The organism is Rhodococcus sp. AB351 (assembly GCF_049538275.1).
Classification (GTDB): domain Bacteria; phylum Actinomycetota; class Actinomycetes; order Mycobacteriales; family Mycobacteriaceae; genus Rhodococcus.
Genome location: NZ_JBMVFW010000006.1, coordinates 176,715 through 199,399 on the forward strand (window position 1 = coordinate 176,715; position 22,685 = coordinate 199,399).

Annotated in this window: 21 protein-coding genes; 13 read left to right on the forward strand and 8 right to left on the reverse strand. The window is 68.8% G+C overall.

Features of this window, described 5'->3' with window-relative positions:
- Positions 1-42: 42 nt before the first annotated feature.
- Complete coding sequence (locus ACPCXD_RS14895) at positions 43-501, reverse strand: hypothetical protein (RefSeq protein WP_423660132.1); 459 nt, start codon at positions 499-501, stop codon at positions 43-45.
- Between the two features lie 174 nt (positions 502-675).
- On the opposite strand from ACPCXD_RS14895, the gene ctaE reads away from it, so the two are divergent.
- From ctaE to ACPCXD_RS14925, 6 genes are all read left to right on the forward strand, one after another.
- Positions 676-1,290, forward strand: coding sequence for an aa3-type cytochrome oxidase subunit III (gene ctaE / locus ACPCXD_RS14900; protein WP_026061499.1), 615 nt, complete (start codon positions 676-678; stop codon positions 1,288-1,290).
- 100 nt (positions 1,291-1,390) lie between these two features.
- Positions 1,391-2,227: a cytochrome bc1 complex diheme cytochrome c subunit gene (gene qcrC, locus ACPCXD_RS14905; protein WP_423660135.1), complete on the forward strand. Its 837-nt coding sequence runs from the start codon at positions 1,391-1,393 to the stop codon at positions 2,225-2,227.
- On the forward strand, positions 2,224-3,351 hold the full coding sequence (qcrA, locus tag ACPCXD_RS14910; RefSeq protein ID WP_120283295.1) for a cytochrome bc1 complex Rieske iron-sulfur subunit: 1,128 nt from the start codon (positions 2,224-2,226) through the stop codon (positions 3,349-3,351). The genes qcrC and qcrA overlap by 4 nt, the downstream gene beginning before the upstream one ends.
- Positions 3,348-5,009: a cytochrome bc1 complex cytochrome b subunit gene (gene qcrB / locus ACPCXD_RS14915; protein WP_423660137.1), complete on the forward strand. Its 1,662-nt coding sequence runs from the start codon at positions 3,348-3,350 to the stop codon at positions 5,007-5,009. The genes qcrA and qcrB overlap by 4 nt, the downstream gene beginning before the upstream one ends.
- Before the next feature lie 162 nt (positions 5,010-5,171).
- Positions 5,172-5,831: a HEAT repeat domain-containing protein gene (locus ACPCXD_RS14920; RefSeq protein ID WP_423660139.1), complete on the forward strand. Its 660-nt coding sequence runs from the start codon at positions 5,172-5,174 to the stop codon at positions 5,829-5,831.
- Between the two features lie 4 nt (positions 5,832-5,835).
- Positions 5,836-6,846: a MerR family transcriptional regulator gene (locus tag ACPCXD_RS14925; RefSeq protein WP_423660141.1), complete on the forward strand. Its 1,011-nt coding sequence runs from the start codon at positions 5,836-5,838 to the stop codon at positions 6,844-6,846.
- A 101-nt stretch (positions 6,847-6,947) separates the two neighbouring features.
- Here ACPCXD_RS14925 and ACPCXD_RS14930 read toward each other — a convergent pair whose 3' ends face one another.
- Entirely contained in the window at positions 6,948-7,364 is a 417-nt protein-coding gene (locus ACPCXD_RS14930) for a cytochrome c oxidase subunit 4 (RefSeq protein WP_145691205.1), read from the reverse strand.
- Between the two features lie 33 nt (positions 7,365-7,397).
- Positions 7,398-8,483, reverse strand: coding sequence for an aa3-type cytochrome oxidase subunit II (ctaC, locus tag ACPCXD_RS14935; protein WP_106199391.1), 1,086 nt, complete (start codon positions 8,481-8,483; stop codon positions 7,398-7,400).
- Positions 8,484-8,836: 353 nt separating this feature from the next.
- On the opposite strand from ctaC, the gene asnB reads away from it, so the two are divergent.
- Positions 8,837-10,762, forward strand: coding sequence for an asparagine synthase (glutamine-hydrolyzing) (gene asnB, locus ACPCXD_RS14940; protein ID WP_106199390.1), 1,926 nt, complete (start codon positions 8,837-8,839; stop codon positions 10,760-10,762).
- A gap of 73 nt (positions 10,763-10,835) precedes the next feature.
- On the opposite strand, the gene ACPCXD_RS14945 is transcribed toward asnB, so the two are convergent.
- On the reverse strand, positions 10,836-11,810 hold the full coding sequence (locus ACPCXD_RS14945; protein ID WP_088897267.1) for a carbohydrate kinase family protein: 975 nt from the start codon (positions 11,808-11,810) through the stop codon (positions 10,836-10,838).
- A 134-nt stretch (positions 11,811-11,944) separates the two neighbouring features.
- A complete protein-coding gene (locus ACPCXD_RS14950; RefSeq protein ID WP_006554400.1) occupies positions 11,945-12,295 on the reverse strand; it encodes a HesB/IscA family protein in 351 nt (116 codons plus the stop codon).
- Positions 12,296-12,436: 141 nt separating this feature from the next.
- Between ACPCXD_RS14950 and ACPCXD_RS14955 the strand changes: the two genes are divergently transcribed.
- A complete protein-coding gene (locus tag ACPCXD_RS14955; RefSeq protein WP_088897266.1) occupies positions 12,437-13,111 on the forward strand; it encodes a DUF3043 domain-containing protein in 675 nt (224 codons plus the stop codon).
- A 13-nt stretch (positions 13,112-13,124) separates the two neighbouring features.
- On the opposite strand, the gene ACPCXD_RS14960 is transcribed toward ACPCXD_RS14955, so the two are convergent.
- Positions 13,125-13,358, reverse strand: coding sequence for a hypothetical protein (locus ACPCXD_RS14960; protein WP_016693857.1), 234 nt, complete (start codon positions 13,356-13,358; stop codon positions 13,125-13,127).
- 123 nt (positions 13,359-13,481) lie between these two features.
- Between ACPCXD_RS14960 and cobT the strand changes: the two genes are divergently transcribed.
- Complete coding sequence (gene cobT, locus ACPCXD_RS14965; RefSeq protein ID WP_229565053.1) at positions 13,482-14,573, forward strand: nicotinate-nucleotide--dimethylbenzimidazole phosphoribosyltransferase; 1,092 nt, start codon at positions 13,482-13,484, stop codon at positions 14,571-14,573.
- Positions 14,573-15,337: an adenosylcobinamide-GDP ribazoletransferase gene (locus tag ACPCXD_RS14970; protein WP_229565054.1), complete on the forward strand. Its 765-nt coding sequence runs from the start codon at positions 14,573-14,575 to the stop codon at positions 15,335-15,337. The genes cobT and ACPCXD_RS14970 overlap by 1 nt, the downstream gene beginning before the upstream one ends.
- Positions 15,338-15,430: 93 nt before the next feature.
- Here the strand turns inward: ACPCXD_RS14970 and ACPCXD_RS14975 are convergent, their stop codons facing one another.
- Together ACPCXD_RS14975 and gcvT are read right to left on the reverse strand one after the other, a co-directional pair.
- Positions 15,431-16,537, reverse strand: a complete 1,107-nt coding sequence (locus ACPCXD_RS14975; protein WP_088897263.1) for a branched-chain amino acid aminotransferase — start codon at positions 16,535-16,537, stop codon at positions 15,431-15,433.
- Between the two features lie 32 nt (positions 16,538-16,569).
- Positions 16,570-17,670 (reverse strand): glycine cleavage system aminomethyltransferase GcvT, encoded by a 1,101-nt coding sequence (gene gcvT / locus ACPCXD_RS14980; protein WP_088897262.1) that lies wholly within the window; start codon positions 17,668-17,670, stop codon positions 16,570-16,572.
- 155 nt (positions 17,671-17,825) lie between these two features.
- Between gcvT and ACPCXD_RS14985 the strand changes: the two genes are divergently transcribed.
- From ACPCXD_RS14985 to lipB, 3 genes are all read left to right on the forward strand, one after another.
- On the forward strand, positions 17,826-19,337 hold the full coding sequence (locus ACPCXD_RS14985; RefSeq protein WP_160875714.1) for a leucyl aminopeptidase: 1,512 nt from the start codon (positions 17,826-17,828) through the stop codon (positions 19,335-19,337).
- Positions 19,338-19,634: 297 nt separating this feature from the next.
- Positions 19,635-21,764: a 2-oxoglutarate dehydrogenase, E2 component, dihydrolipoamide succinyltransferase gene (gene sucB / locus ACPCXD_RS14990; RefSeq protein WP_423660148.1), complete on the forward strand. Its 2,130-nt coding sequence runs from the start codon at positions 19,635-19,637 to the stop codon at positions 21,762-21,764.
- Between the two features lie 127 nt (positions 21,765-21,891).
- The gene (gene lipB, locus ACPCXD_RS14995; RefSeq protein ID WP_016694975.1) at positions 21,892-22,671 is read left to right on the forward strand and encodes a lipoyl(octanoyl) transferase LipB; all 780 of its coding nucleotides are present in this window, start codon (positions 21,892-21,894) and stop codon (positions 22,669-22,671) included.
- The last annotated feature ends 14 nt before the right edge of the window (positions 22,672-22,685 follow it).

Below are 22,685 nucleotides of genomic sequence, written 5' to 3' on the forward strand. Positions count from 1 at the left end.
TCGCTCCTCACCGGGCACCGGCGTGCCCTCCGACCGGTCAGCTTAGCCAGCGGAATCCTGCGGTTGCAGAGCGTCCCATCCCAGGGCCGTTCCGCCGAGCCGCTGGGCGAGCGAGGCCATCCGCGACTTCTCCTGTGCACAGTGCAGCGCATCGAGGATCTGGACGCGTTGCAGGATCACGGAAGCACCACCGACGACGGCAGCGGGTGGAACGTTCCCGTCGTCGGTTCCGGCCACGACGTAACCGTCCTGCCCGGCCAGTTCCGCCGCCCGGTCCACCGTGCCGGCGGGCAGGGCCAGGTGGTGCCGCATAACCGCCTCGTCCTCGGCCCGCCACGCAGGCGTCGCCTCGGCGGCACGCTCGAGTGCCGTCGAACACGCCTCCGCGTCGTCGAAGGACGAGACGACCACGACCAGGTCGGCCCGGTTCGCGTCGAGCGGTTCGCTGCGCCGGCCGACCAGGGACCGCAGCCACCCCCGAAGACCCTTTCCGGTACTCATGTCACCACGATCGCACGTGACCTCCGCGACCCTCCGAAATGTCCCGTGTGACACCCCTCCGAGCACCCGCCATCGAGTGCCCACCTGGAGAAATACAGGTCCGGGACCTGCACGGACGCGCCGATTTCGGCCCCGATTGCCCAAGACGTACTACGACGGGTCATACTAGCCAGCGTGACGAGCGCAGTAGGGACTTCAGGATCTGCAATCACACAGCGCGTGCACTCGTTGAACCGGCCCAACCTGGTCAGCGTCGGCACCATCGTGTGGTTGTCCAGTGAGCTCATGTTTTTCGCAGGGCTCTTCGCCATGTACTTCGTGGCACGGGCACAGGCCCCGGAGGGCATGTGGCCTCCGCCTCCGACCGAGCTGAACCTGTGGCTCGCCGTGCCGGTGACCATGGTGCTGATCGCGTCCTCCTTCACCTGCCAGCTGGGCGTGTTCGCTGCCGAGCGCGGCGACGTGTTCGGACTGCGACGGTGGTACATCGTCACCCTCGCCATGGGCACCTTCTTCGTGCTCGGCCAGGGCTACGAGTACATCCACCTGGTGGAGCACGGCACGACCATCCCGGGCAGCGTCTACGGCTCGGTGTTCTACATGACCACCGGCTTCCACGGCCTGCACGTCATCGGCGGCCTCATCGCATTCGTGTTCCTGCTGTTCCGCACGAAGGTCAGCAAGTTCACGCCTGCGCAGGCCACTGCAGCCATCGTCGTTTCGTATTACTGGCACTTCGTCGACATCGTTTGGATCGCGCTGTTTGCCACGATTTATTTCATCCGTTAGCCAGCTGAACGCCCAGGCAGCCCCCTGACGTCCAGTCCGTCCCGACATAAAAAAAGGGATACAGATGAGTTCATCCCCACCTCTCGCCTCCGAGGGTGACATGCCCGGTCGATCCTCTGCAGCAGACGCTGCGAAGTCCCGCCGCCAGCGCAAGATGCGCCGGCGCGTCACCGGAGCGTTGGTCCTCGCGCTCGGTCTCCTCAGCGCAGGCTTCATCGCCTCCGCGCTGACGCCTGCCCCGCAGGTGGCCACCGCGCAGGACGACCAGAGCGCTCTGATCCGCGAGGGTCAGCAGCTCTACGAGACCTCCTGCGTGACCTGTCACGGTGTCAACCTCCAGGGCGTCCAGGACCGTGGCCCCAGCCTGATCGGTGTCGGTGAGGCCGCCGTCTACTTCCAGGTCTCCTCGGGCCGCATGCCGATGATGCGCAACGAGGCCCAGGCGCTCCGCAAGGACCCGAAGTTCGACGGTGCACAGGTAGACGCCCTCGGCGCGTACATCCAGGCCAACGGTGGAGGCCCGACGGTCATCCGCGACGAGAACGGCGAGATCGCCCAGTCGTCGCTGCGCGGCAACGACATCGGACGCGGTTCGGAGCTCTTCCGCCAGAACTGCGCGTCCTGCCACAACTTCACCGGACGCGGCGGCGCGCTCTCGTCCGGCAAGTTCGCACCGAACCTGGATCCGGCCAGCGAGCAGCAGATCTACACCGCGATGCTCACCGGCCCCCAGAACATGCCGAAGTTCTCCGACCGTCAGCTGACGGTCGAGGAGAAGCAGGACATCATCGCGTACATCAAGTCCGCCAGTGAGACGAGGGACCCGGGTGGCTACGGGCTCGGCGGCTTCGGCCCCGGTGCCGAAGGGCCGACCATGTGGGTCGTCGGCATGGTCGCCGTCGTCGGCGCTGCACTGTGGATCGGAGCAAGGTCATGAGTGGCGGCGAAACGCCGAACAAGCACACGGTCGAAGATCTCGACCGGATGAGCCGGGACGACCTCGTCACGCTCGGCACGAACCTCGACGGTGTCGACGTCGCGTTCCGCAAGGACCGCTGGCCCGTCGAGGGCACCCGTGCCGAGAAGCGGGCCGAGCGCAACGTCGCCTTCTGGTTCGCCCTCGCGGGCATCGCGGGTGTCGCGTTCATCGCGATCTACCTGTTCTGGCCGTGGGAGTACCAGGGCATCGGCGACGAGAACTACGGCTGGTACAGCCTCTACACCCCGATGCTCGGCCTGACCCTGGGTCTGGCCATCCTCGGCATCGGTGTGGGCGCGGTGCAGTTCACCAAGAAGTTCATCCCGGAAGAGGTGTCGATCCAGGATCGGCACGACGGCGGCTCGCCCGAGGTCGATCGCAAGACGATCGTCGCCGAGCTCTCCGACTCGCTCGAGACGTCGACCCTGCCGCGTCGCAAGCTGATCAAGCGCACCGCGATCTTCGGTGGTGGCGCGCTCGGCCTCGGTCTGATCATGCCGCTCGGCGGCCTGATCAAGAACCCGTGGGCCGAGGGTGACCAGTCGTCGCTGTGGGTGTCGGGCTGGACCCCGCGCTACCCCGGCGAGACCATCTACCTGCGTCGCGACACCGGCCGCCCCCAGGACATCGTCCTGGTGCGCCCGGAGGACCTCGACGCCGGCGGTATGGAGACGGTGTTCCCGTTCCGCGAGTCCGATCGCGGCGACGACCACGCTCTGCTGCAGGGCCTGCGCGGCATCCGCAACGCCGTCATGCTCATCCGTCTGCGCACCGAGGACACCGAGCGTGTCGTCAAGCGCAAGGGCCAGGAGAGCTTCAACTACGGCGACTACTTCGCGTACTCGAAGATCTGCACGCACCTCGGCTGCCCGACCTCGCTCTACGAGCAGCAGACGCACCGCATCCTGTGCCCGTGCCACCAGTCGCAGTTCGATGCGCTGGAGTACGGCAAGCCGATTTTCGGTCCCGCTGCTCGCGCACTGCCGCAGCTTCCGATTACAGTGAACGAAGAGGGCTTCCTGGTCGCCAACGGTGACTTCATCGAGGCACTCGGCCCGGCATTCTGGGAGCGTCGCCCGTGAGTACTGCAACCCCGTCCCGCGCCGCACAGATCGGCGAGAATCTCGATTCTCGCTACCACCTGTCCGCGGGCATCCGCCGCCAGATCAACAAGGTGTTCCCCACCCACTGGTCCTTCCTCCTGGGTGAGATCGCGCTCTACAGCTTCGTCATCCTGTTGATCTCGGGTGTCTTCCTCACCCTGTTCTTCGATCCGTCGATGGCGCACGTCGTCTACGACGGCGTCTACACGCCGCTGCGCGGCGTGGGTATGTCCCGCGCCTACGAGACGACCCTGAACCTCTCCTTCGAGGTCCGCGGTGGTCTGTTCGTGCGACAGATCCACCACTGGGCAGCACTGATGTTCGCAGCGTCGATCGTCGTCCACCTGCTGCGCGTGTTCTTCACCGGTGCGTTCCGGCGTCCGCGCGAAGCCAACTGGGTGATCGGCTCGCTGCTGCTCATCCTGGCGATGTTCGAAGGCTTCTTCGGTTACTCGCTCCCCGACGATCTGCTCTCGGGCACCGGCCTCCGCGCCGCGTTCTCGGGCATCACGCTCTCGATCCCGATCATCGGTTCGTGGATGCACTGGGCGATCTTCGGTGGCGACTTCCCGGGTGAGCTGATCATCCCGCGCTTCTACGTGCTGCACGTGCTGCTCGTCCCGGGCATCATCCTGGCCCTGATCGCCGCGCACCTCGCGCTGGTCTGGTACCAGAAGCACACGCAGTTCCCCGGCCCCGGCCGCACGGAGCAGAACGTCGTCGGCGTTCGTATCCTCCCGGTCTTCGCCGTCAAGTCGGGTGCGTTCTTCGCGATGACCTTCGCGGTGCTCGCCCTGATGTCCGGTCTGCTGCAGATCAACCCGGTCTGGAACATCGGCCCGTACAACCCGTCGCAGGTGTCCGCCGGCTCGCAGCCCGACATCTACATGATGTGGACGGACGGCATGGCCCGTATCTGGCCGGCATGGGAGCTGTACCTGTTCAACCGGTACACGATCCCGCAGCCGTTCTGGATCGCGCTGATCATGGGCCTGGTGTTCGTCGTGCTCACGGTCTACCCGTGGATCGAGAAGAAGTTCACGAAGGACGACGCGCACCACAACCTGCTGCAGCGTCCGCGCGACGTGCCGGTCCGCACCGGTCTCGGGTTCATGGCCCTGGCGTTCTACGCCGTCGCCACGATCATGTGTGTCAACGACATCATCGCGTACAAGTTCGACATCTCGATCAACGCGACGACCTGGATGGGCCGCATCGGTCTCGTCCTGCTCCCGCCGCTCGCCTACTACATCGCGTACCGGTTCTGCCTGGGTCTGCAGCGCAGCGACCGCCAGGTGCTCGAGCACGGCATCGAGACGGGCATCGTCCGTCGCCTGCCGACCGGCGAGTACATCGAGATCCACCAGCCGCTCGGCCCGGTGGACGAGCACGGCCATCCGATCCCGCTGGAGTACCAGGCCGCCCCGGTTCCGAAGCGGATGAACAAGCTCGGCACCGCCGGCAAGCCCGGCTCCGGCAGCTGGTGGAGCCCGGACCCGGCCGACGAGGCCGCCGCGCTCGAGGCCGCCCACCACGAGGCCGAGCTCGAGCTGCGGAACACGCTCCGCGAGTACCAGGAGCGCGTCCACGGCAACGGAGACGGCGCAGCCCAGCTGCCCGACAAGTCGCAGCACTGATCCGCACCAGCGGCTCGTAACGGGGCCCCGGACCATTACGGTCCGGGGCCCCGTTCGTCGTTCGGGGGTCCTCCCCTCCCCCACCGGATATCGTCCGGGGCGTACGTCTTGACCTTGACACTGTGACAAGCGCTCGAATGGGTCGTGAAGGAGGTGCCTTCCATGCGCACACATCACGACCCGTCCACCCGCCTCGTCGAGGCCCTGTCCGCCGCCGACGCCTCCGTGCGTCTGCGCGCCGCACTCGAGTCGGGTACCGCAGCCGATCCCGGAATGGTGACCGCTCTCGTCGACCGGTGCGCGGTGGAGCCGGACTTCTTCGTCCGCGACATGCTGACCTGGGCACTGTGCCGCCTGCCGGCCGAGACGACCGTGCCGCATCTGCTCGCCGAGCTCGACTCGGACGTCGCGCAGGCACGCAGCCAGGCCCTGCACACGTTGTCGAAGATCGGCGATCCCGTCGCGTGGCCGAAGGTCGCGGCGACGCTCCACGACAAGCACGACGAGGTGGCACGCAGCGCGTGGCGCGCGGCGATCGCTCTCGTGCCACCGGGGTCGGAAAGCGGCCTCGCTGCCGCTCTGGGCGCCGAACTGGGTCGCGGCGACCACGACCTGCAACTGAGCCTCGGTCGCGCTCTCGCGGCGCTCGACGAGGCCGCGGTGCCGGTCCTGCGCGCGGCGACGAGCAGTCCCGATCCGCGCGTCCGCGCCCACGCGGAGGCCACCGAACGGATCCGCGTCGACCCCGACAGCGCGTTCGTCCTCTCGGTGGAGTCGGCGAAACGCGTCGCCGCACTCGGCGCGGACGCGGTCCGGGAGTGAGCCGATGCTGATCGGTGAGATCTCGCGGCGGTCCGGTGTCAGCACCCGCATGCTGCGGCACTACGACCGCCTGGGGCTCGTGACGCCGACGGGCCGCACCTCGGGCGGCTACCGCGAGTACACCGCGGACGACCTCCGGAGGCTCTTCCACGTGGAGAGTCTCCGGAGTCTCGGTCTGTCTCTCGACGAGGTCGGACGAGCGTTGCGGGAGCCGGATTTCGCGCCGGCGGAGCTGGTGCAGGAGCTGATCGCGCACACGCGCGAACGGATCGCCGCCGAGACCGAGCTCCTCGCCCGCCTGGAGGGCGTCGACTCGGCCTCCCCCACGGGTTGGGACGACGTCCTGCGCCTCGTCGCCTTGCTGCGCGCGTTCGAATCCGATTCCGGCTCGCGGCGCCAGCAGGCGATCCTGTCCCAGGACGAGGACACGACGCTGCCGGTCGCAGCGCTGGTCCGGGCGGCACTGTCGGAGGAGGATCCGTTCGTCGCCGGCGCTCTGCGTTGGTCGCTCGCCCGATCGGTGGGTGCGGTCGACGCTGCGCTGCCGGCACTTGCGGAGGGCCTGCGTTCCGACGAGGTGCCGGTGCGGCGACGGGTGATCGCGACGCTCGCGGAACTCCGTGTGCCCGAATCGACGACGCTCCTGGAGGAGGCTCTCGGCGACGCCGATGCCAAGGCGCGCGCCACGGCGGCTCTGACGCTCGGGGCGCGCGGGGTGGACGCCGCGGTACCCGTGCTCGTGGAGATGATCGTGGAGGGCCGGTCGGACGTCGAGGCCGCCGAGGTTCTGGGCGTGCTCGCGGACCGGGCGCTGTCGTCCGTCGAGATCGTGCGGTCGCTGCAGCTCGCACTCGGCGGCGCGGGCGATGCCGGTGTCCGGCTGCGTCTCACGCAGGCACTCGCGGAGATCCCCGGACCGGCCGCCGACGACGCTCTCGCGGCGCTGAGCGACGACCCGGATCGCACGGTCGCGGCGACCGCGAGGGTCGTCCTCACCACCCGCCGGGCTCCCTGAAGAACGAACCCCCGAGAACGACACCCCGAGAACGACACCCCGAGAACGACACGGGCGCCGCACCCGAAGGTGCGGCGCCCGTGTGCGTCGAGAGTGTCGGCTCAGTGCTTCTCGGGTCCTATGTGGTACTCGAACACGAGACCGGCGGCTGCAGCCAGGATGAGTGCGACCGCGAGGACGATCATCCACGGCTGGTAGAAGGCCAGCGCGATGGCGGCGAAAGCTGCCGCACCGGCGAGCAGGATCGGCCAGTAGCTACCCGCACTGAAGAATCCGAGGTCGCCCGCACCGTCGCTGATCTCCGCGTCCTCGTAGTCCTCGGGACGGGTGTCGAGACGACGTGCGACGAAACGGAAGTAGGTTCCGACGATCAGGGTCAGTCCGGCGGAGAGGACGATGGCCGTCAGGCCGGCCCATTCGATGCCCTTGTCCGACAGCCCGGTGAACGTGCCGTACACGATGGCGACGAGCACGAAGAACACCGTCACGACCTCGAAGAGCTTGGCTTCGATCTTCATATCAGCACTTGTCCTTGTCGGTGGAGGTGGCCGTCACTCGCCTGCGGCGACGGTCGCCGACCGGTCCGTGCGGTCGGTCTTGAACGGAGTCGTCGAGGTAGCGATCGGGCTCTGGCCGATGGCTTCGAGCGCACGAGCGTTCGACAGGCCTTCGCCGCCGTCCTCGACCGGCTTGCGGAGCTCGATGTACCGGGCGAAGTCCTCCGGGCTGACCGCGCGGACCTCGAAGTTCATCATCGCGTGGTAGGTGCCGCACATCTCGGCGCAGCGGCCGACGAACGAGCCCTCACGATCGATCTCGGAGATCTGGAAGACCGGATCGGAGTTGTTCTCGATCGGGTTCGGGTTCACGTCACGCTTGAACAGGAACTCCGGCACCCAGAAGGAATGGATGACGTCGGAGGACGCCAGCTGGAACTCGATGCGCTTGCCGGTGGGAAGCACGAGCACCGGAATCTCTTCGCTGGTGCCGATCGTCTCGATCTTGTCGTAGTGGAGGTAGGACAGGTCCTCCGTGGGCTTACCGTGGATGGGGCCCGGAGCCTCACCATGTCCGCCCTCGTCGTTCGAGTGCTCGCCGTCGGTGCCCGGCTCGTACGGCTGCAGTGCGACCGCGTCCTGGGCGACCTCGTCGGTGCCGTCGTACCGCGCGGTGCCGTCCTGCAGATCGATGGTCCGGTAACCGAACTTCCAGTTCCACTGGAATGCCGTCACGTCGACGACGACGTTCGGGTTGTCCTCCTTCTCCAGGACGTAGTTCTGCACCACGACCGTGAAGTAGAAGAGAACACAGACGGCGACGAACGGCGCCGCGGTGTAAGCCAGCTCGAGCGGCACGTTGTACGCCGTCTGACGCGGGAACTCCGGATCGTCCTTCCGACGCCGGTAGGCGATGATCACCCAGAAGGTGAGTCCCCACACGAGAATTCCCATGACGAGGGCGGCGACAACCGACCACGTCCACAGTTCACGCATACGCTCGGCCTGAGGAGTGATGCCCTCCGGCCAGCCGAAACGAAGGATTTCTTCGCTCGAGCACCCGGTCAGCACCAAGGCTGCAATGCCGAGTGATGCTGCGAGCCCGAACCGCCGAAGGATCCGACCTTGCGCCACGTTCACGCCTTCCTGATCGCCGCAATTCCACTAGGGCACACCCGGAGGGCCGGCCCAATTACTACGCAGCGTAGACCAAACCCGGGCGCTATCCATCGCCGGGGCACGAAGAAAGTGTCGGACTGGGCGTTTCGACCGGAAGACCCGGCTCGTGACGTCGGTCTTCTCCTGTCGGACGAGTGATCATCGGTGGCGCCCGGGCGCGGCTGCCCGGTGTCGACCGTCTGCGGCATACTTCGGTAGAACGAACGCCGGACCCCGAGTGGTAGTTCCCGGTGTCATGCGCGGTGCGGTGTCCCGCGCTGGGCACCCACCGGGGTTCTTCGCGACACCCCCGACCGGAATGAGGTAACCCACGCGTGTGCGGATTGCTCGGGTTTCTGACCACTGACGGCACCAGCGACGACGCCGTCGCGAAGGTGGACTCCGCGATGCACTGCCTGCGCCATCGCGGCCCCGACGAGCACGGCACCTGGCACGACGCCGACCTCGTCTTCGGATTCAACCGGTTGTCGATCATCGACATCGCGCACTCGCATCAGCCGCTGCGCTGGGGCCCGCCGGAGCAGCCCGACCGCTACGCGCTGACCTTCAACGGTGAGATCTACAACTATCTCGAACTGCGCAAGGAACTCACCGAGACCTTCGGCACCTCCTTCGCGACCGAGGGCGACAGCGAGGCGATCGTCGCGGCCTACCACCACTGGGGCGTGCGCGCCGTCCAGCGCCTGCGGGGCATGTTCGCCTTCGCGATCTGGGACACGCACACCCGCGAGCTGTTCGTCGCCCGCGACCAGTTCGGCATCAAGCCGCTGTTCCTCGCGACCGGTACCGGCGGTACGGCCTTCGGCAGCGAGAAGAAGAGCCTGCTCGAGCTCGCCGACGTGATCGGCATCGACACCGAGCTCGATCCCCGTGCGATCGAGCACTACACGGTGCTGCAGTACGTTCCCGAGCCCGAGACGCTGCACCGGCGGATCCGCCGCCTCGAATCGGGCTGCTACGCGCGCATCACGCCCGGCGCCGAGCCCGAGATCACGCGCTACTTCCACCCCACCTTCCCGGTCCGGCCGTTCGCGGCCGGCCGCGAGCAGGATCGCTATCGCGAGATCGCCGAGGCCCTCGAGGACTCGGTGGCCAAGCACATGCGCGCCGACGTGACCGTCGGGTCGTTCCTCTCCGGTGGCATCGACTCCACGGCCATCGCCGCGCTGGCGATGCGCCACAACCCGAAGCTCATCACCTTCACCGCCGGTTTCGAGCGGGAGGGCTACTCCGAGGTCGACGTCGCCGCGGAGTCGGCCGCCGCGATCGGTGCCCGGCACGTGGTGCGGGTGGTCTCCCCCAGCGAGTTCGCCGCGGCCATCCCGGAGATCATCTGGTACCTCGACGATCCGGTGGCCGATCCGGCGCTCGTGCCGCTGTGGTTCATCGCCCGCGAGGCGCGCAAGCACGTCAAGGTCGTGCTGTCCGGTGAGGGTGCCGACGAGCTGTTCGGCGGTTACACGATCTACCGCGAGCCGCTGTCGCTGCGTCCGTTCGAGTTCCTGCCGCCGGCGCTGCGGCGGGCCGCCGGAAAGCTGTCGGAGCGGATCCCGGAGGGCACGCGCGGCAAGAGCCTGCTGCACCGTGGCTCGATGACGCTCGAGGAGCGCTACTACGGCAACGCCCGCAGCTTCAACGACGCGCAGCTGCGCTCGGTGCTGCGCGACTTCCGTCCGGAGTGGACGCATCAGGACGTCACCGCGCCGATCTACGCGCAGTCGGCGGGCTGGGATCCGGTGGCGCGGATGCAACATCTCGACCTGTTCACGTGGCTGCGCGGCGACATCCTCGTCAAGGCCGACAAGATGACGATGGCGAACTCGCTCGAGCTGCGCGTGCCGTTCCTGGACTCCGAGGTGTTCCGGGTGGCGTCGCAGGTTCCGCTGGAGCAGAAGATCACCAAACAGACGACCAAGTACGCGCTGCGGCAGGCGTTGGAGGGCATCGTCCCGCCGCACGTGCTGCACCGCGCGAAGCTGGGCTTCCCGGTGCCGTTGCGGCACTGGCTGGCCGGCACGGAGCTGTTCGACTGGGCGCACGAGGTGATCGCCGAGTCGCAGACCGACCACCTGCTCGACAAGGCCGCGGTGGCGAAGATGCTCGACGAGCACCGCACCGGCCCGATCGATCACAGCCGCCGCTTGTGGACGGTGCTGTGCTTCATGATCTGGCACGGCATCTTCGTGGAGAAGCGCATCGTGCCGCAGATCCAGGAGCCGGCCTACCCGGTCGAGATCTGACGGTCACGACGAGACACGGCCGCGAGCTCCCCTACCGGGTGCTCGCGGCCGTTCGTCGTTCCGGGGCCGGCGATCAGGCGCCGAGGACCGCGCCGATCTCGTCGGCTGCCGCGGTGCCGTAGGCGTCGGCGAGACGCTTGAGGGCATCGGTGCGGTCGAAGGTCCATTCCTGGGTGCCGGTGGTCTCGAGGACGTGCACCGCGACCAGCGAGCCCAGCTGCGCGGCCCGTTCGATGCTCAGACCGGAGCGGTGGCCGAGCAGGAAGCCGGCGCGGAAGGCGTCGCCCACACCGGTGGGGTCGACCTTGGCGCGCTCGGGAACCACACCGACCTGCACCTGGTTGCCGTCGCGGTCGACGATCTTCGCGCCGTCGCCGCCGAGGGTGGTGATGCGCATGCCGACCTTCGCCTGCACCTCGTCCTCGCTGAGACCGGTCTTCTGCAGCAGCAGACCCCACTCGTACTCGTTGGTGAACAGGTATTCGGCGCCGTCGATGAGCTGCTCGGTCTGCTGTCCGTCCAGGCGGGCGAGCTGCTGGGACGGATCGGCGACGAACGGGACGCCGAGCCGGCGGCACTCCTCGGTGTGCCGGATCATCGCGTCGGGGTCGTTGGCGCCCACGAGCACGAGGTCGACGCCGTGCTTGTTCACCACGTCGCCGATGGAGATCTCGCGGGCCTCGGACATCGCACCGGGGTAGAACGAGGCGATCTGCGCCATGTCCAGGTCGGTGGTGCACACGAAGCGGGCGGTGTGGGCGGTCTGGGAGATCCGCACCGACGAGCAGTCGACGCCGTGGTCCTCGAGCCACGTGCGGTACTCGGTGAAGTCGGCACCGACGGCGCCGACGAGTACCGGCGTTCCGCCCAGGACACCCATCGCGAAGGCGATGTTGCCGCCCACTCCGCCGCGCCGGACGACGAGGTCGTCGACGAGGAAGCTCAAGGAGATGTGCGCGAGCTGGTCGGCGAGCAGCTGCTCGGCGAACCGGCCGGGGAAGCGCATGAGGTGGTCGGTGGCGATGGAGCCGGTCACGGCGATGGTCACGTGGCTGAGCCTTTCCGCGGATGTCGATGGTGTGGCTGCTCACACGGAGAGCCGTAGCGGTCCCACGGTACTACCGCGGAAACGACGGAACCCCGGCGCCGTGAAGCGCCGGGGTTCCGAAGTGCGTCCTCAGCTCAGTTGAACGAGTCGCCGCAGGCGCACGACCCCGTGGCATTCGGGTTGTCGATGGTGAAGCCCTGCTTCTCGATGGTGTCGACGAAGTCGATCGACGCACCCTCGACGTACGGCGCGCTCATCCGGTCGACGGCGAGCGTCACACCGGCGAATTCCTTCGTGAGGTCTCCGTCCAGCGTGCGGTCGTCGAAGAACAGCTGGTACCGCAGACCGGCACAGCCTCCGGGCTGCACGGCGATACGCAGTGCGAGGTCGTCACGGCCCTCCTGATCGAGCAGTGCCTTCGCCTTCGCAGCGGCGGCCTCGGTCAGGATGACGCCGTGAGTATCAGTCTCTTGCTGCACAGTCATGGGCGCTCCCTGTCGTTCGTGTCGAAACCCGATGGTTCAACGGTACCGCGCCGGAATCTATTCCTCGTGGACGAGTTGCGCCGAGCGTGGTATGGCGTGCGGAATTTCCCGCTTCTCTCCACTATCCCATAGCCTGGTGGTGTGAAGTTGCTACGCCGCGGTGGTTCCGACGACTCCGCCGATCACCAGGTTCCTGCGACCGAGGACTCCCCGGCCGCGACTCCCGACGATTCCGCGTCCGCGAAGACGACGACCGGTAAGGGGCGTCCGACGCCGAAGCGGCGCGACGCCGAGAACCGTCGTCGCGGTCCCGTCGCTCCTGCTCCCCTGACTGCGAAGGAAGCACGCGAGCGCCGCAAGGCCGCGCGCAAGTCGCAGAGCAAGGAGGAACGCAAGGCGGCCGCCGCGCAGCGTCGCGCCGACGCGTCCGAGCGCCGCAACCGGATGCTCGCGGGTGAGGAGAAGTACCTGCTCCCCCGCGACCGCGGCCCGGTGCGCGCCTATGTGCGCGACATCGTCGACAGCCGGCGCAATCTCGTCGGTCTGTTCATGCCGCTCGCGCTCGTGCTCATCATGTCGATGTTCCTCGGACCGGTGGTGCAGCAGTACGTCACGCTCGCGATGTTCGTGATGATGTTCCTGATGATCATCGAGGGCATCTACCTCGGGCGCATGGTCAACAAGAAGGCGCGTGAGCGCTTCCCGGATTCGACGGACGGCGGCTTCGGGCTCGGCTGGTACGCCTTCGTGCGCGCCTCCCAGATCAAGAAGCTGCGTGCCCCGCTCCCCCGGGTCGGCCCGGGCGACGCCGTCTGACCTTCCAGCGACCTCAGTTGTGAGGCGCACCGCACACGACCGGCGGTAGCCGCCGGATCTCGGCCGCGGCCTGCATGTCCTGCGACATGCGGTGCCGCGGCCGAGTCGTCCGTGCGGGGCGTTCCCAGTGGAACCGCCAGGGTGCGCGCCGGACCCAGGCCGGCGCGGGAGCGGTCCGCCGGCGGAGCACCTCGAGACCGACGACCAGGGTGGACAGAACCACGACGGTGACTGTGAGTTCGATCATGCTTCGATCCTCCGACCGAACTCGTTCGCCCGACAGTGGCAGCAATGACGCACAACGTCGGATTTCTGCCAGACCGGGCGATTGATAGCGTTCTCGCGTGAAGATCCGTCCGAGAGGTGACCTGTGACCAGCGGTTCCGATTCCCCCGCCGACGTCGAGTTCCCGCGCGTCGACCTACCCGATCTCGAAGCACGCGTCGCCGCCGAGGAACGCCAGCGGGATCTGACGAAGCCCGCCGGTTCACTCGGACGGCTCGAGGAACTCGGGTGCTGGGTCGCCGCCTGCCAGGGCGAGGTCCCACCCCATGCCTTCCGCCGGCCGCGGGTCGTGGTCTTCGCAGGCGATCACGGCGTCGCGCGCAACGGGGTCTCGGCCTACCCGCCGGAGGTCACCGCGCAGATGGTCGCGAACCTGTCCGCGGGAGGCGCCGCCGTGAACGTGCTCGCCGCCGCCGCGGGAGCGAGCGTGCGAGTCGTCGACATGGCCGTCGAGAGCGACACCTCCCCCGAGGTGTCCGAGTTCAAGATCCGGCGTTCGAGCGGCAGCATCGACCGCGAGGACGCACTGACGCACGACGAGACGGTCCGCGCGATCGCGGCCGGCCGTGCGCTCGCCGACCGCGAGGTCGACGAAGGCGCGGATCTGCTCGTCGCGGGCGATATGGGGATCGGGAACACCACTCCTGCAACCGTTCTCATCGCCACCCTCACCTCCACCGAACCCGTGGCCGCGGTCGGCCGCGGCACCGGCGTCGACGACGCGGGGTGGATGCGCAAGGTCACCGCGATCCGCGACGCCATGTGGCGGGCACGGCCCCACGTGCGCAATCCCGTCGCGTTGCTGCGCACCGCCGGTGGCGCGGACTTCGCGGCGATGGCGGGCTTCCTCGCACAGGCCGCGGTCCGCCGGACGCCGGTGATCCTCGACGGGGTCGTCGTCACCGCCGCCGCGATGGTCGCCGAGGAACTCGCACCCGGCGCGGCCCGCTGGTGGATATCCGGTCACCGGTCGGCCGAACCCGCCCACACCATCGCGTTGCGCCACCTCCGGCTCGAGCCGATCGTCGACCTCGGTATGCGCCTCGGCGAAGGCTCGGGAGCCGTGACGGCGCTGCCGGTGCTGCAGGGTGCGGTCGCGATCCTCGCGCAGATGGCCACCTTCTCCGAAGCGGGCGTGAGCACCCGCGACGAGAGCACCCCGGCGACCGCCGACTGATGATCCGCGCCTGGCTCGGCGGGGTCGCGCTGGCCCTGTCATGGTTGACGGTGCTGCCCGCGCGAGGCCCGTCGGAGATCGACCGGACGGTCGCCGGACGTGCGATCTCCGCGGCGCCGATCGCCGGTGCCGTACTCGCCGCCGCGGCCACGGCCGTCTGCCTGGTCGGTTCCGCCGTCGAGACGCCACCACTGGTGACGGGCCTGGTGTGTGTCGGGGTGTTGGCGGTCGGCACCCGGGGAATGCACGTCGACGGGCTGAGCGACACCGCCGACGGTCTCGGTTGCTACGGCCCGCCCGAGCGGGCGCGCGAGGTGATGCACAGCGGCGGCGCCGGTCCCTTCGGTGTCGCGGCGCTCGTCGTCGTCCTCGGTCTGCAGGCCGCCTCGTTCGGCGCGCTCGCCGACACCGACGCGTGGTGGGCGGTCGCGTTCGCGGTCTTCTCGGGACGTGTCGCCGTGGTCGTCGCGTGCCGGCGCGGCGTAGCGGCCGCACCCGGCAGCGGCTTCGGCGCACTCGTGGCAGGGACGCAGGGCGTCGTGCCGATCGCGGTGTGGACGGTGGCCGCGGTGGCACTGTCGCTCGTGTGCCTGCCCGGTCCCGTCTGGGCGGGACCGGTCGTCGTCACGGTGGTGCTGGTCGTCGCGGTGCTCTTCGCCCGTCACTGCGCCGCGCGGTTCGGCGGCACGAACGGCGACGTGCTCGGCGCGGTCACCGAGGGCACGGTCGCCGCCGTCGCAGTCGCAGCGGCGAGCCTCCTCTAGATCGCGCTCCCCCCGAATAGATCGCGCTCCCCCCGAAACGACGAGGGGTGCCGCCGGAATCCGGCAGCACCCCTCGCGTCGTTCGTGGCTACGTCACTTGCGCAGCGTCGTCATCCATCCGTGGGTGTCGGCGAAGGTACCGCGCTGGATGCCCGTCAGGGTGTCGCGCAGGGCCATCGTGATGGGGCCGGGCTCGCCGTCGGCGATGGTGAACTCGCCGTCCTTGTCCTTGACGCTGCCGACCGGCGTGATGACCGCGGCGGTACCGCACGCGAACACCTCGGTGATCTCACCGCTGCCGGCCTTCTCACGCCACTCGTCGGTGCTGATGCGACGCTCCTCGACCGCGAGACCGGAGTCCTTGGCGAGGGTGAGCAGCGAGTCGCGGGTGATGCCGGGGAGCAGCGAGCCGGACAGTTCCGGCGTGACGAGGCGCGCATCGGCACCGGACCCGTACACGAAGTACAGGTTCATGCCGCCCATCTCCTCGACGTACTTGCGCTCGATCGCGTCGAGCCAGACCACCTGATCGCAGCCCTGCTCGGCAGCGTGCGCCTGCGCGACGAGCGAGGCCGCGTAGTTGCCGGCGAACTTCGCGGCACCGGTGCCGCCCGGGGAGGCGCGCACGTACTCGCGGGAGAGCCACACGTTGACGGGCTTCACGCCGCGCGGGAAGTAGGCACCCGCCGGGGACGCGATGACGAGGAACTTGTACTCCTTCGCGGGCCGCACGCCGAGAGCCGGCTCGGTCGCGAACGCGAACGGACGCAGGTAGAGAGAATCCTCACCGCCGGCGGCGGGAACCCACTCGTCGTCGACCTCGACCAACTCGGTGATCGCCTTCACGAACAGCTCCGGCGGCAGGTACGGCATCGCGAGCCGCTCCGCGGACCGGTTCATGCGCGCGGCATTGGCGTTCACGCGGAACGACGCGATGCTGCCGTCGGCCTGGCGGTAGGCCTTGAGACCCTCGAAGATCGCCTGCCCGTAGTGCAGGACCATCGCGGCCGGGTCGAGCGGGATCGGCGCGTACGGCTCGACTTTCGCGTCGTGCCAGCCGATTCCGTCGGTGTAGGTGATCGACACCATGTGATCGGTGAAGTGCTGCCCGAATCCGGGATTCGACAGAATCTCCTGTCGCCGCTCCGCAGAGCTCGGTGAAGGATGCTGGACGCGGGCGAATTCGAGGACACCTGTCATGGAGGACAATGGTACAACCGCCCGCAAAACCATTATCTGGTGTGGTCCTCGACGAACGGCGGAGCCACCACTTCGGCACGCAGCGATCGTCCGCGCACATCCACGGTCACTTCGTCGCCCGGTTCGAGTCCGGCGGAGGTGTCGAGCAGCGCGAGGGCGATACCGATCTTGAGGGTCGGAGAGAAGGTGCCCGAGGTGGTCCGCCCGACCTCGTCGCCGTCGCGACGCACGGTCAGATCCTGACGCAGGACGCCGCGGTCGAGTGCCCGCAGGCCCCACAGTTTCCGCGCCGGGCCCGTCTCCTTCTCGCGGAGCAGGGCGTCGCGACCCCAGAACTGCGGCTTCTTCCAGCCCACGGCCCAGCCGACCCGCGCCTCGAGCGGGGAGATGTCGACCGAGAGTTCGTGCCCGTGCAGCGCGTAGCCCATCTCGGTGCGCAGGGTGTCGCGGGCGCCGAGACCGGCGGCCTGACCACCCTGGGCGCGGACGGCGTCGAGCAGGGCACGGAAGACGCGTTCGGCGTCGTCCCAGCGCGGCAGCACCTCGTAGCCGCGTTCACCGGTGTACCCGCTACGGCACACGCGCACCGGAGCACCCTCGTACTCGGCGTCGGCGAAGCCCATGTAGGCGATGTCGGTGGGCAGGCCGAGCGCCTCGAGGACCTCGACGGACTTCGGCCCCTGGACGGCGAACACCGCGTGGTCGCGATGCTGGTTCGTCACTGTGACGTCCGCCGGCGCCGCGGCGGACAGCGCCTCGACGACCGCCGCGGTGTTGGCCGCGTTCGGAACGAGGAAGAGTTCGTCGTCGGAGACGTGGTAGACGATCAGGTCGTCGACGACACCGCCGTTCTCGGTGCAGCACAGCGTGTACTGCGCCTTGCCGGGACCGATGCGGGTGAGGTCGTTGCTGAGCGTGGTGTCGAGGAACTCGGCCGCACCCGGTCCGGCGACGAGCGCCTTGCCCAGGTGGCTGACGTCGAACAGTCCCACGTTCTCGCGCACGGCCGTGTGCTCGGCGACCGTCCCGGCGTAGGAGACCGGCATCTCCCAGCCGCCGAACGGAGCGAAGGTCGCACCGAGTTCGACGTGCACGGTGTGGATGGGGCCCTGCTTCAGTTCCTCGTCGCTCATGGCGTACGACGCTATCCCACCGCCACCGTGTCCGACAGCGACGCCGGGCGTCGTTGTCATTAGGGTCGATGGCATCGAGGCGATTCCCCTCGCACCGAACGACGCCGCAAGAGAACGACTCGCTCGTTCCCGACCAAGCTCCAAGGAGATGCCCTGTGAGTGCACCCACTCCCGATCTTCCCGAACTCGTTCTCGCCGGTTCGGTTTCCAAACGAGCCGATGTCCTGGTGATCGGCGTGACCTCGTCCGACGGCACCCCGGAGATCCTCGCGGGCGACGCCCCGATCGACGAGGCGGTACTCGGCGAACTGCTCGACTCCCTGGTCGCCGTGGGCGCGAAGGGCCGCGGCGAGGAACTCACCCGCGTGCCGGCCCCTGCCTCCCTGCCCGTGGCGAGCGTGCTCGCCGTCGGTCTCGGCGACGCCGACAAGATCGACGCCGAGCAGGTCCGCCGCTCCGCCGGGACCGCGGCACGCGCACTGACGGGTGTGGAGACGGTCGCGACCACACTGTCCGCCGTCGACCTCGGGGCCGCGGCGGAGGGCTTCGCGCTCGGCGCCTACACCTACACCGAGTTCCGGTCGGAGAAGTCCGCCCCCAAGGAGGACGCACGGCCGGTCGCGCGGGTGGAGCTGCTCGTGCCGTCGACCCGCGACCGCGCGGCGAAAGCGGCGCTCACCCGCTCCGTCGCGATCGCCGAGGCCGTCGCGACGGCCCGCGAGTTCGTGAACACCCCGCCGAGCCACCTGTTCCCGGCCGAGTTCGCCGAGCGCGCGAAGGCACTCGGTGAGGCCGCCGGCCTGAAGGTCGAGATCCTCGACGAGAAGGCGCTCGAGAAGAAGGGCTTCGGCGGCATCGTCGGCGTCGGCAAGGGCTCGTCGCGTCCCCCGCGCCTCGTCCGTCTGTCCTACTCGTCGAAGAAGCGCAAGGCCCCGAAGGTCGCGCTCGTGGGCAAGGGCATCACCTTCGACACCGGCGGCATCTCCATCAAGCCCGCCGCCGGCATGGAGGCGATGACCTCCGACATGGCCGGCGCCGCCGCGGTCGTCGCGACCGTCGTGCTCGCCGCGAAGCTCGGTGTCGCCGCCGACGTCACCGCGACCGTGCCGATGGCCGAGAACATGCCGTCGTCGACCGCGCAGCGTCCGGGCGACGTGCTGACCCAGTACGGCGGCACCACCGTCGAGGTCATCAACACCGACGCCGAGGGTCGCCTGATCCTCGCCGACGCCATCGTGCGTGCGTGCGAGGACGATCCCGACTACCTCATCGACACCGCGACCCTCACCGGCGCGCAGATGGTCGCCCTCGGCACCCGGACGCCGGGCGTCATGGGTCACGACGAGTTCCGCGACCGCGTGGCCGCGCTGTCCCAGGAGGTCGGCGAGAACGGCTGGGCGATGCCCTTCCCGAAGGAACTGCGCGGTGATCTCGAGTCCCGCGTCGCCGACCTCGCGAACGTCTCCCCGCACCGGTGGGGCGGCATGCTCACGGCCGGCATCTTCCTGAAGGAGTTCGTCGCCGAGGGTGTGCAGTGGGCGCACATCGACGTCGCCGGCCCGGCCTTCAACACCGGCGGACCGTTCGGTTACGTCGGCAAGGGCGGCACCGGCGTGCCCGTGCGCACGATGCTCGCCGTGATCGAGGACGTCGCCGCCAACGGATGATCTCCCGCACCGGTCCTCTCGCCTACGGGCCCGCCCGGGCAAGGGAGAGGACCGGTGTGATCGGCAACAGCGGAACCCACGGTGTGAGGTGATCCGCCCCTCCCCGAACATCACCGAAAGATAGGTGCAAGGATGGGAGGGGCCATGCCCCGCCGGTATCGGCCCGACCGAACACGTGAACCAGCAGGCACGGGGTTCCCGCCCCGCGCACAATGGTCAACGACCACACAATGGTCGGCGACCACGAGTCGGTACAACTCAACACACACGAACACAACCGTCGAGGAGTCAACAGACATGGCCTTCTCCGTCCAGATGCCAGCGCTTGGTGAGAGCGTCACCGAGGGAACTGTCACGCGATGGCTCAAGCAGGAAGGAGACACGGTCGAAGTCGACGAGCCCCTGCTCGAAGTCTCCACGGACAAGGTCGACACCGAGATCCCGTCGCCTGCAGCCGGCGTGCTGGTCAAGATCGTCGCCCAGGAGGACGACACGGTCGAGATCGGTGGCGAACTGGCCGTGATCGGTGACGCCGGTGAGGAAGCCGGCGGAGATTCCGCACCCGCCGCCGAAGAGGCGCCGGCCGAGGAGGCTCCCGCGGAGGAGCCCGCAGCGGAGTCCGCTCCCGCGCAGCCCGCATCCTCGGGTGGCAGCGGCGAAGGCACCCCGGTCACCATGCCGGCACTGGGCGAGTCGGTCACCGAAGGCACCGTCACCCGCTGGCTCAAGGCCGTCGGCGACGAGGTCGCCGTGGACGAGCCGCTCCTCGAGGTCTCCACCGACAAGGTCGACACCGAGATCCCCTCCCCGGTCGCCGGCATCCTCACCGAGATCTCCGCGCAGGAGGACGAGACCGTCGAGGTCGGCGGACAGCTCGCCGTCATCGGCGGTGGCGCCCCCGCCGAGCAGTCCGCGCCCGCCGAAGAGGCGCCGGCAACCGAGCCCACCACCGAGCCGTCCGAGGAGACCGCTCCGGCGCCGTCCGAGCCCGCACAGCCCGCATCCTCGGGTGGTAGCGGCGAGGGCACCCCGGTCACCATGCCGGCACTGGGCGAGTCGGTCACCGAAGGCACCGTCACCCGGTGGCTCAAGGCCGTCGGTGACGAGGTCGCCGTGGACGAGCCGCTCCTCGAGGTCTCCACCGACAAGGTCGACACCGAGATCCCGTCCCCCGTCGCCGGCATCCTCACCGAGATCTCCGCGCAGGAGGACGAGACCGTCGAGGTCGGCGGACAGCTCGCCGTCATCGGCAGCGAGGCCCCGGCCCAGCAGTCCGCTCCGGCCGAGGAGAAGCCCGCGCCGAAGCAGGAGGCTCCGAAGCAGGAGGCTCCGAAGCAGGAAGCTCCCAAGCAGGAGGCTCCGGCGCAGAAGCCCGCCACCCAGCAGCAGGCCCCGAAGGTGGAGCAGGCCACCCCGGCTCCCGCACCGAAGCCGGTCGGGACCGCGGCGACGACGCCGAAGCCCGCGCCTCAGGAGGAGTCCACCCCGAGCGGTGCGACCCCGTACGTCACCCCGCTCGTGCGCAAGCTCGCCTCGCAGCACGGTGTCGACCTGTCGACGGTGAAGGGCACCGGTGTCGGTGGCCGCATCCGCAAGCAGGACGTCCTCGCTGCCGCCGAGAGTGGCAAGGCCGCCGGTGGCGAGCAGCAGAAGCCCGCCGCTCCGGCCGGTCCGGCTCCGGGTGTGCGTCCCGAGCTCGCCAAGCTGCGCGGAACGACCCAGAAGGTCAACCGCATCCGCCAGATCACGGCGAAGAAGACCCTCGAGTCGCTGCAGACCACCGCGCAGCTCACCCAGACCTTCGAGGTCGACGTCACCAAGATCGCCCAGCTGCGGGCCCAGGCGAAGAAGACGTTCTCCGAGCGCGAGGGCGTCAACCTCACCTTCCTGCCGTTCTTCGCGAAGGCCGTCGTCGAGGCGCTGCGCGCGCACCCGAACGTCAACGCCTCCTTCGACGACGGCAAGAAGGAGATCACCTACCACGCGGCCGAGCACCTCGGCATCGCGGTGGACACCGAGCAGGGCCTGCTCTCCCCGGTGATCCACAACGCCGGCGACCTGTCGCTGGCCGAGCTCGCCCGCGCGATCGCCGACATCGCCGAGCGTGCCCGCAAGGGTGGTCTCAAGCCCGACGAGCTGGCCGGTGGCACCTTCACCATCACCAACATCGGTAGCCAGGGCGCGTTGTTCGACACCCCGATCCTCGTGCCGCCGCAGGCCGCGATGCTCGGAACCGGCGCGATCGTCAAGCGTCCGGTCGTGGTGATCGACGAGACCGGCAACGAGTCCATCGGCGTCCGCTCGATGTGCTACCTGCCGCTGACCTACGATCACCGCCTGATCGACGGTGCCGACGCGGGCCGCTTCCTCAAGACGATCAAGCATCGTCTCGAGGAGGGCGCGTTCGAGGCCGATCTGGGACTGTAGGTTCCGGATCCGGACTGTCCGTCCGGACGACCTCCGACGGGGGCATCACCGCTGCGGTGATGCCCCCGTCGGCGTCCGCGCCACAGCGGGTGCCCTCCCCCTGCGGTGCGGCGTAGAGTTCAGGAACATGAGTGATCCCTCGTCTTCCGCCCGTTCCGATTCGGCTCCCGTCGCCGTCGCACGTCTCGGAACCATCGGTTATCTCGAGGCCTGGGAGAGGCAGCGCGAACTCGCGAACGAGCGCGCCGACGGCATCGGCGCCGACACCCTGCTGTTGCTCGAACACCCGCCCGTCTACACGGCCGGGCGCCGCACCGAGGACGGCGACCGCCCCACCGACGGCACGCCCGTCATCGATGTCGACCGCGGCGGCAAGATCACCTGGCACGGCCCCGGACAGCTCGTCGGCTACCCCATCGTCAAGCTCGCCGAGCCGATCGACGTGGTCGGCTACGTGCGTCGCATCGAGCAGGGTCTGATCCGCGTCTGTACCGACATGGGCCTGACCTGCGGCCGCGTCGAGGGACGCTCCGGCGTCTGGCTCCCCGCCGAGTTGCGCGACGGGCACTGGCTCCCCGAACGCAAGATCGCCGCGATCGGCATCCGGGTGCAGCGTGGTGTCGCCATGCACGGCTTCGCACTCAACTGCAATTCGGCTCTCGACGCGTTCGACTCGATCGTCCCGTGCGGCATCCGCGACGCCGGAGTCGCGTCGCTCACCGGCGAACTCGGCCGGGAGGTCACCGTCGACGACGTGATCCCCGCCGTCACCGAGGCCGTCATCGCTGCTCTCGACGGCCGAATCCCCGTGACCGAGTGCGACATCGAGCGGGTCACCTTCGAGCAGGCGGTCGGGACGTCCGGAATTCCCACCACCACCCCGGAATTCACGACGCACCGGTTCTGAGGGGCGGTCGCACC

Coding starts and splice junctions, on each gene's coding strand:
- lipB (WP_016694975.1), top strand. CDS start 21,892: ATGAGTGATCCCTCGTCTTCCGCCCGTTCCGATTCGGCTCCCGTCGCC.
- ACPCXD_RS14920 (WP_423660139.1), top strand. CDS start 5,172: ATGCGCACACATCACGACCCGTCCACCCGCCTCGTCGAGGCCCTGTCC.
- ACPCXD_RS14960 (WP_016693857.1), bottom strand. CDS start 13,358: ATGATCGAACTCACAGTCACCGTCGTGGTTCTGTCCACCCTGGTCGTC.
- sucB (WP_423660148.1), top strand. CDS start 19,635: ATGGCCTTCTCCGTCCAGATGCCAGCGCTTGGTGAGAGCGTCACCGAG.
- ACPCXD_RS14950 (WP_006554400.1), bottom strand. CDS start 12,295: ATGACTGTGCAGCAAGAGACTGATACTCACGGCGTCATCCTGACCGAG.
- ACPCXD_RS14930 (WP_145691205.1), bottom strand. CDS start 7,364: ATGAAGATCGAAGCCAAGCTCTTCGAGGTCGTGACGGTGTTCTTCGTG.
- ACPCXD_RS14895 (WP_423660132.1), bottom strand. CDS start 501: ATGAGTACCGGAAAGGGTCTTCGGGGGTGGCTGCGGTCCCTGGTCGGC.
- ACPCXD_RS14975 (WP_088897263.1), bottom strand. CDS start 16,537: ATGACAGGTGTCCTCGAATTCGCCCGCGTCCAGCATCCTTCACCGAGC.
- qcrA (WP_120283295.1), top strand. CDS start 2,224: ATGAGTGGCGGCGAAACGCCGAACAAGCACACGGTCGAAGATCTCGAC.
- gcvT (WP_088897262.1), bottom strand. CDS start 17,670: ATGAGCGACGAGGAACTGAAGCAGGGCCCCATCCACACCGTGCACGTC.
- ACPCXD_RS14925 (WP_423660141.1), top strand. CDS start 5,836: ATGCTGATCGGTGAGATCTCGCGGCGGTCCGGTGTCAGCACCCGCATG.
- ACPCXD_RS14970 (WP_229565054.1), top strand. CDS start 14,573: ATGATCCGCGCCTGGCTCGGCGGGGTCGCGCTGGCCCTGTCATGGTTG.
- qcrC (WP_423660135.1), top strand. CDS start 1,391: ATGCCCGGTCGATCCTCTGCAGCAGACGCTGCGAAGTCCCGCCGCCAG.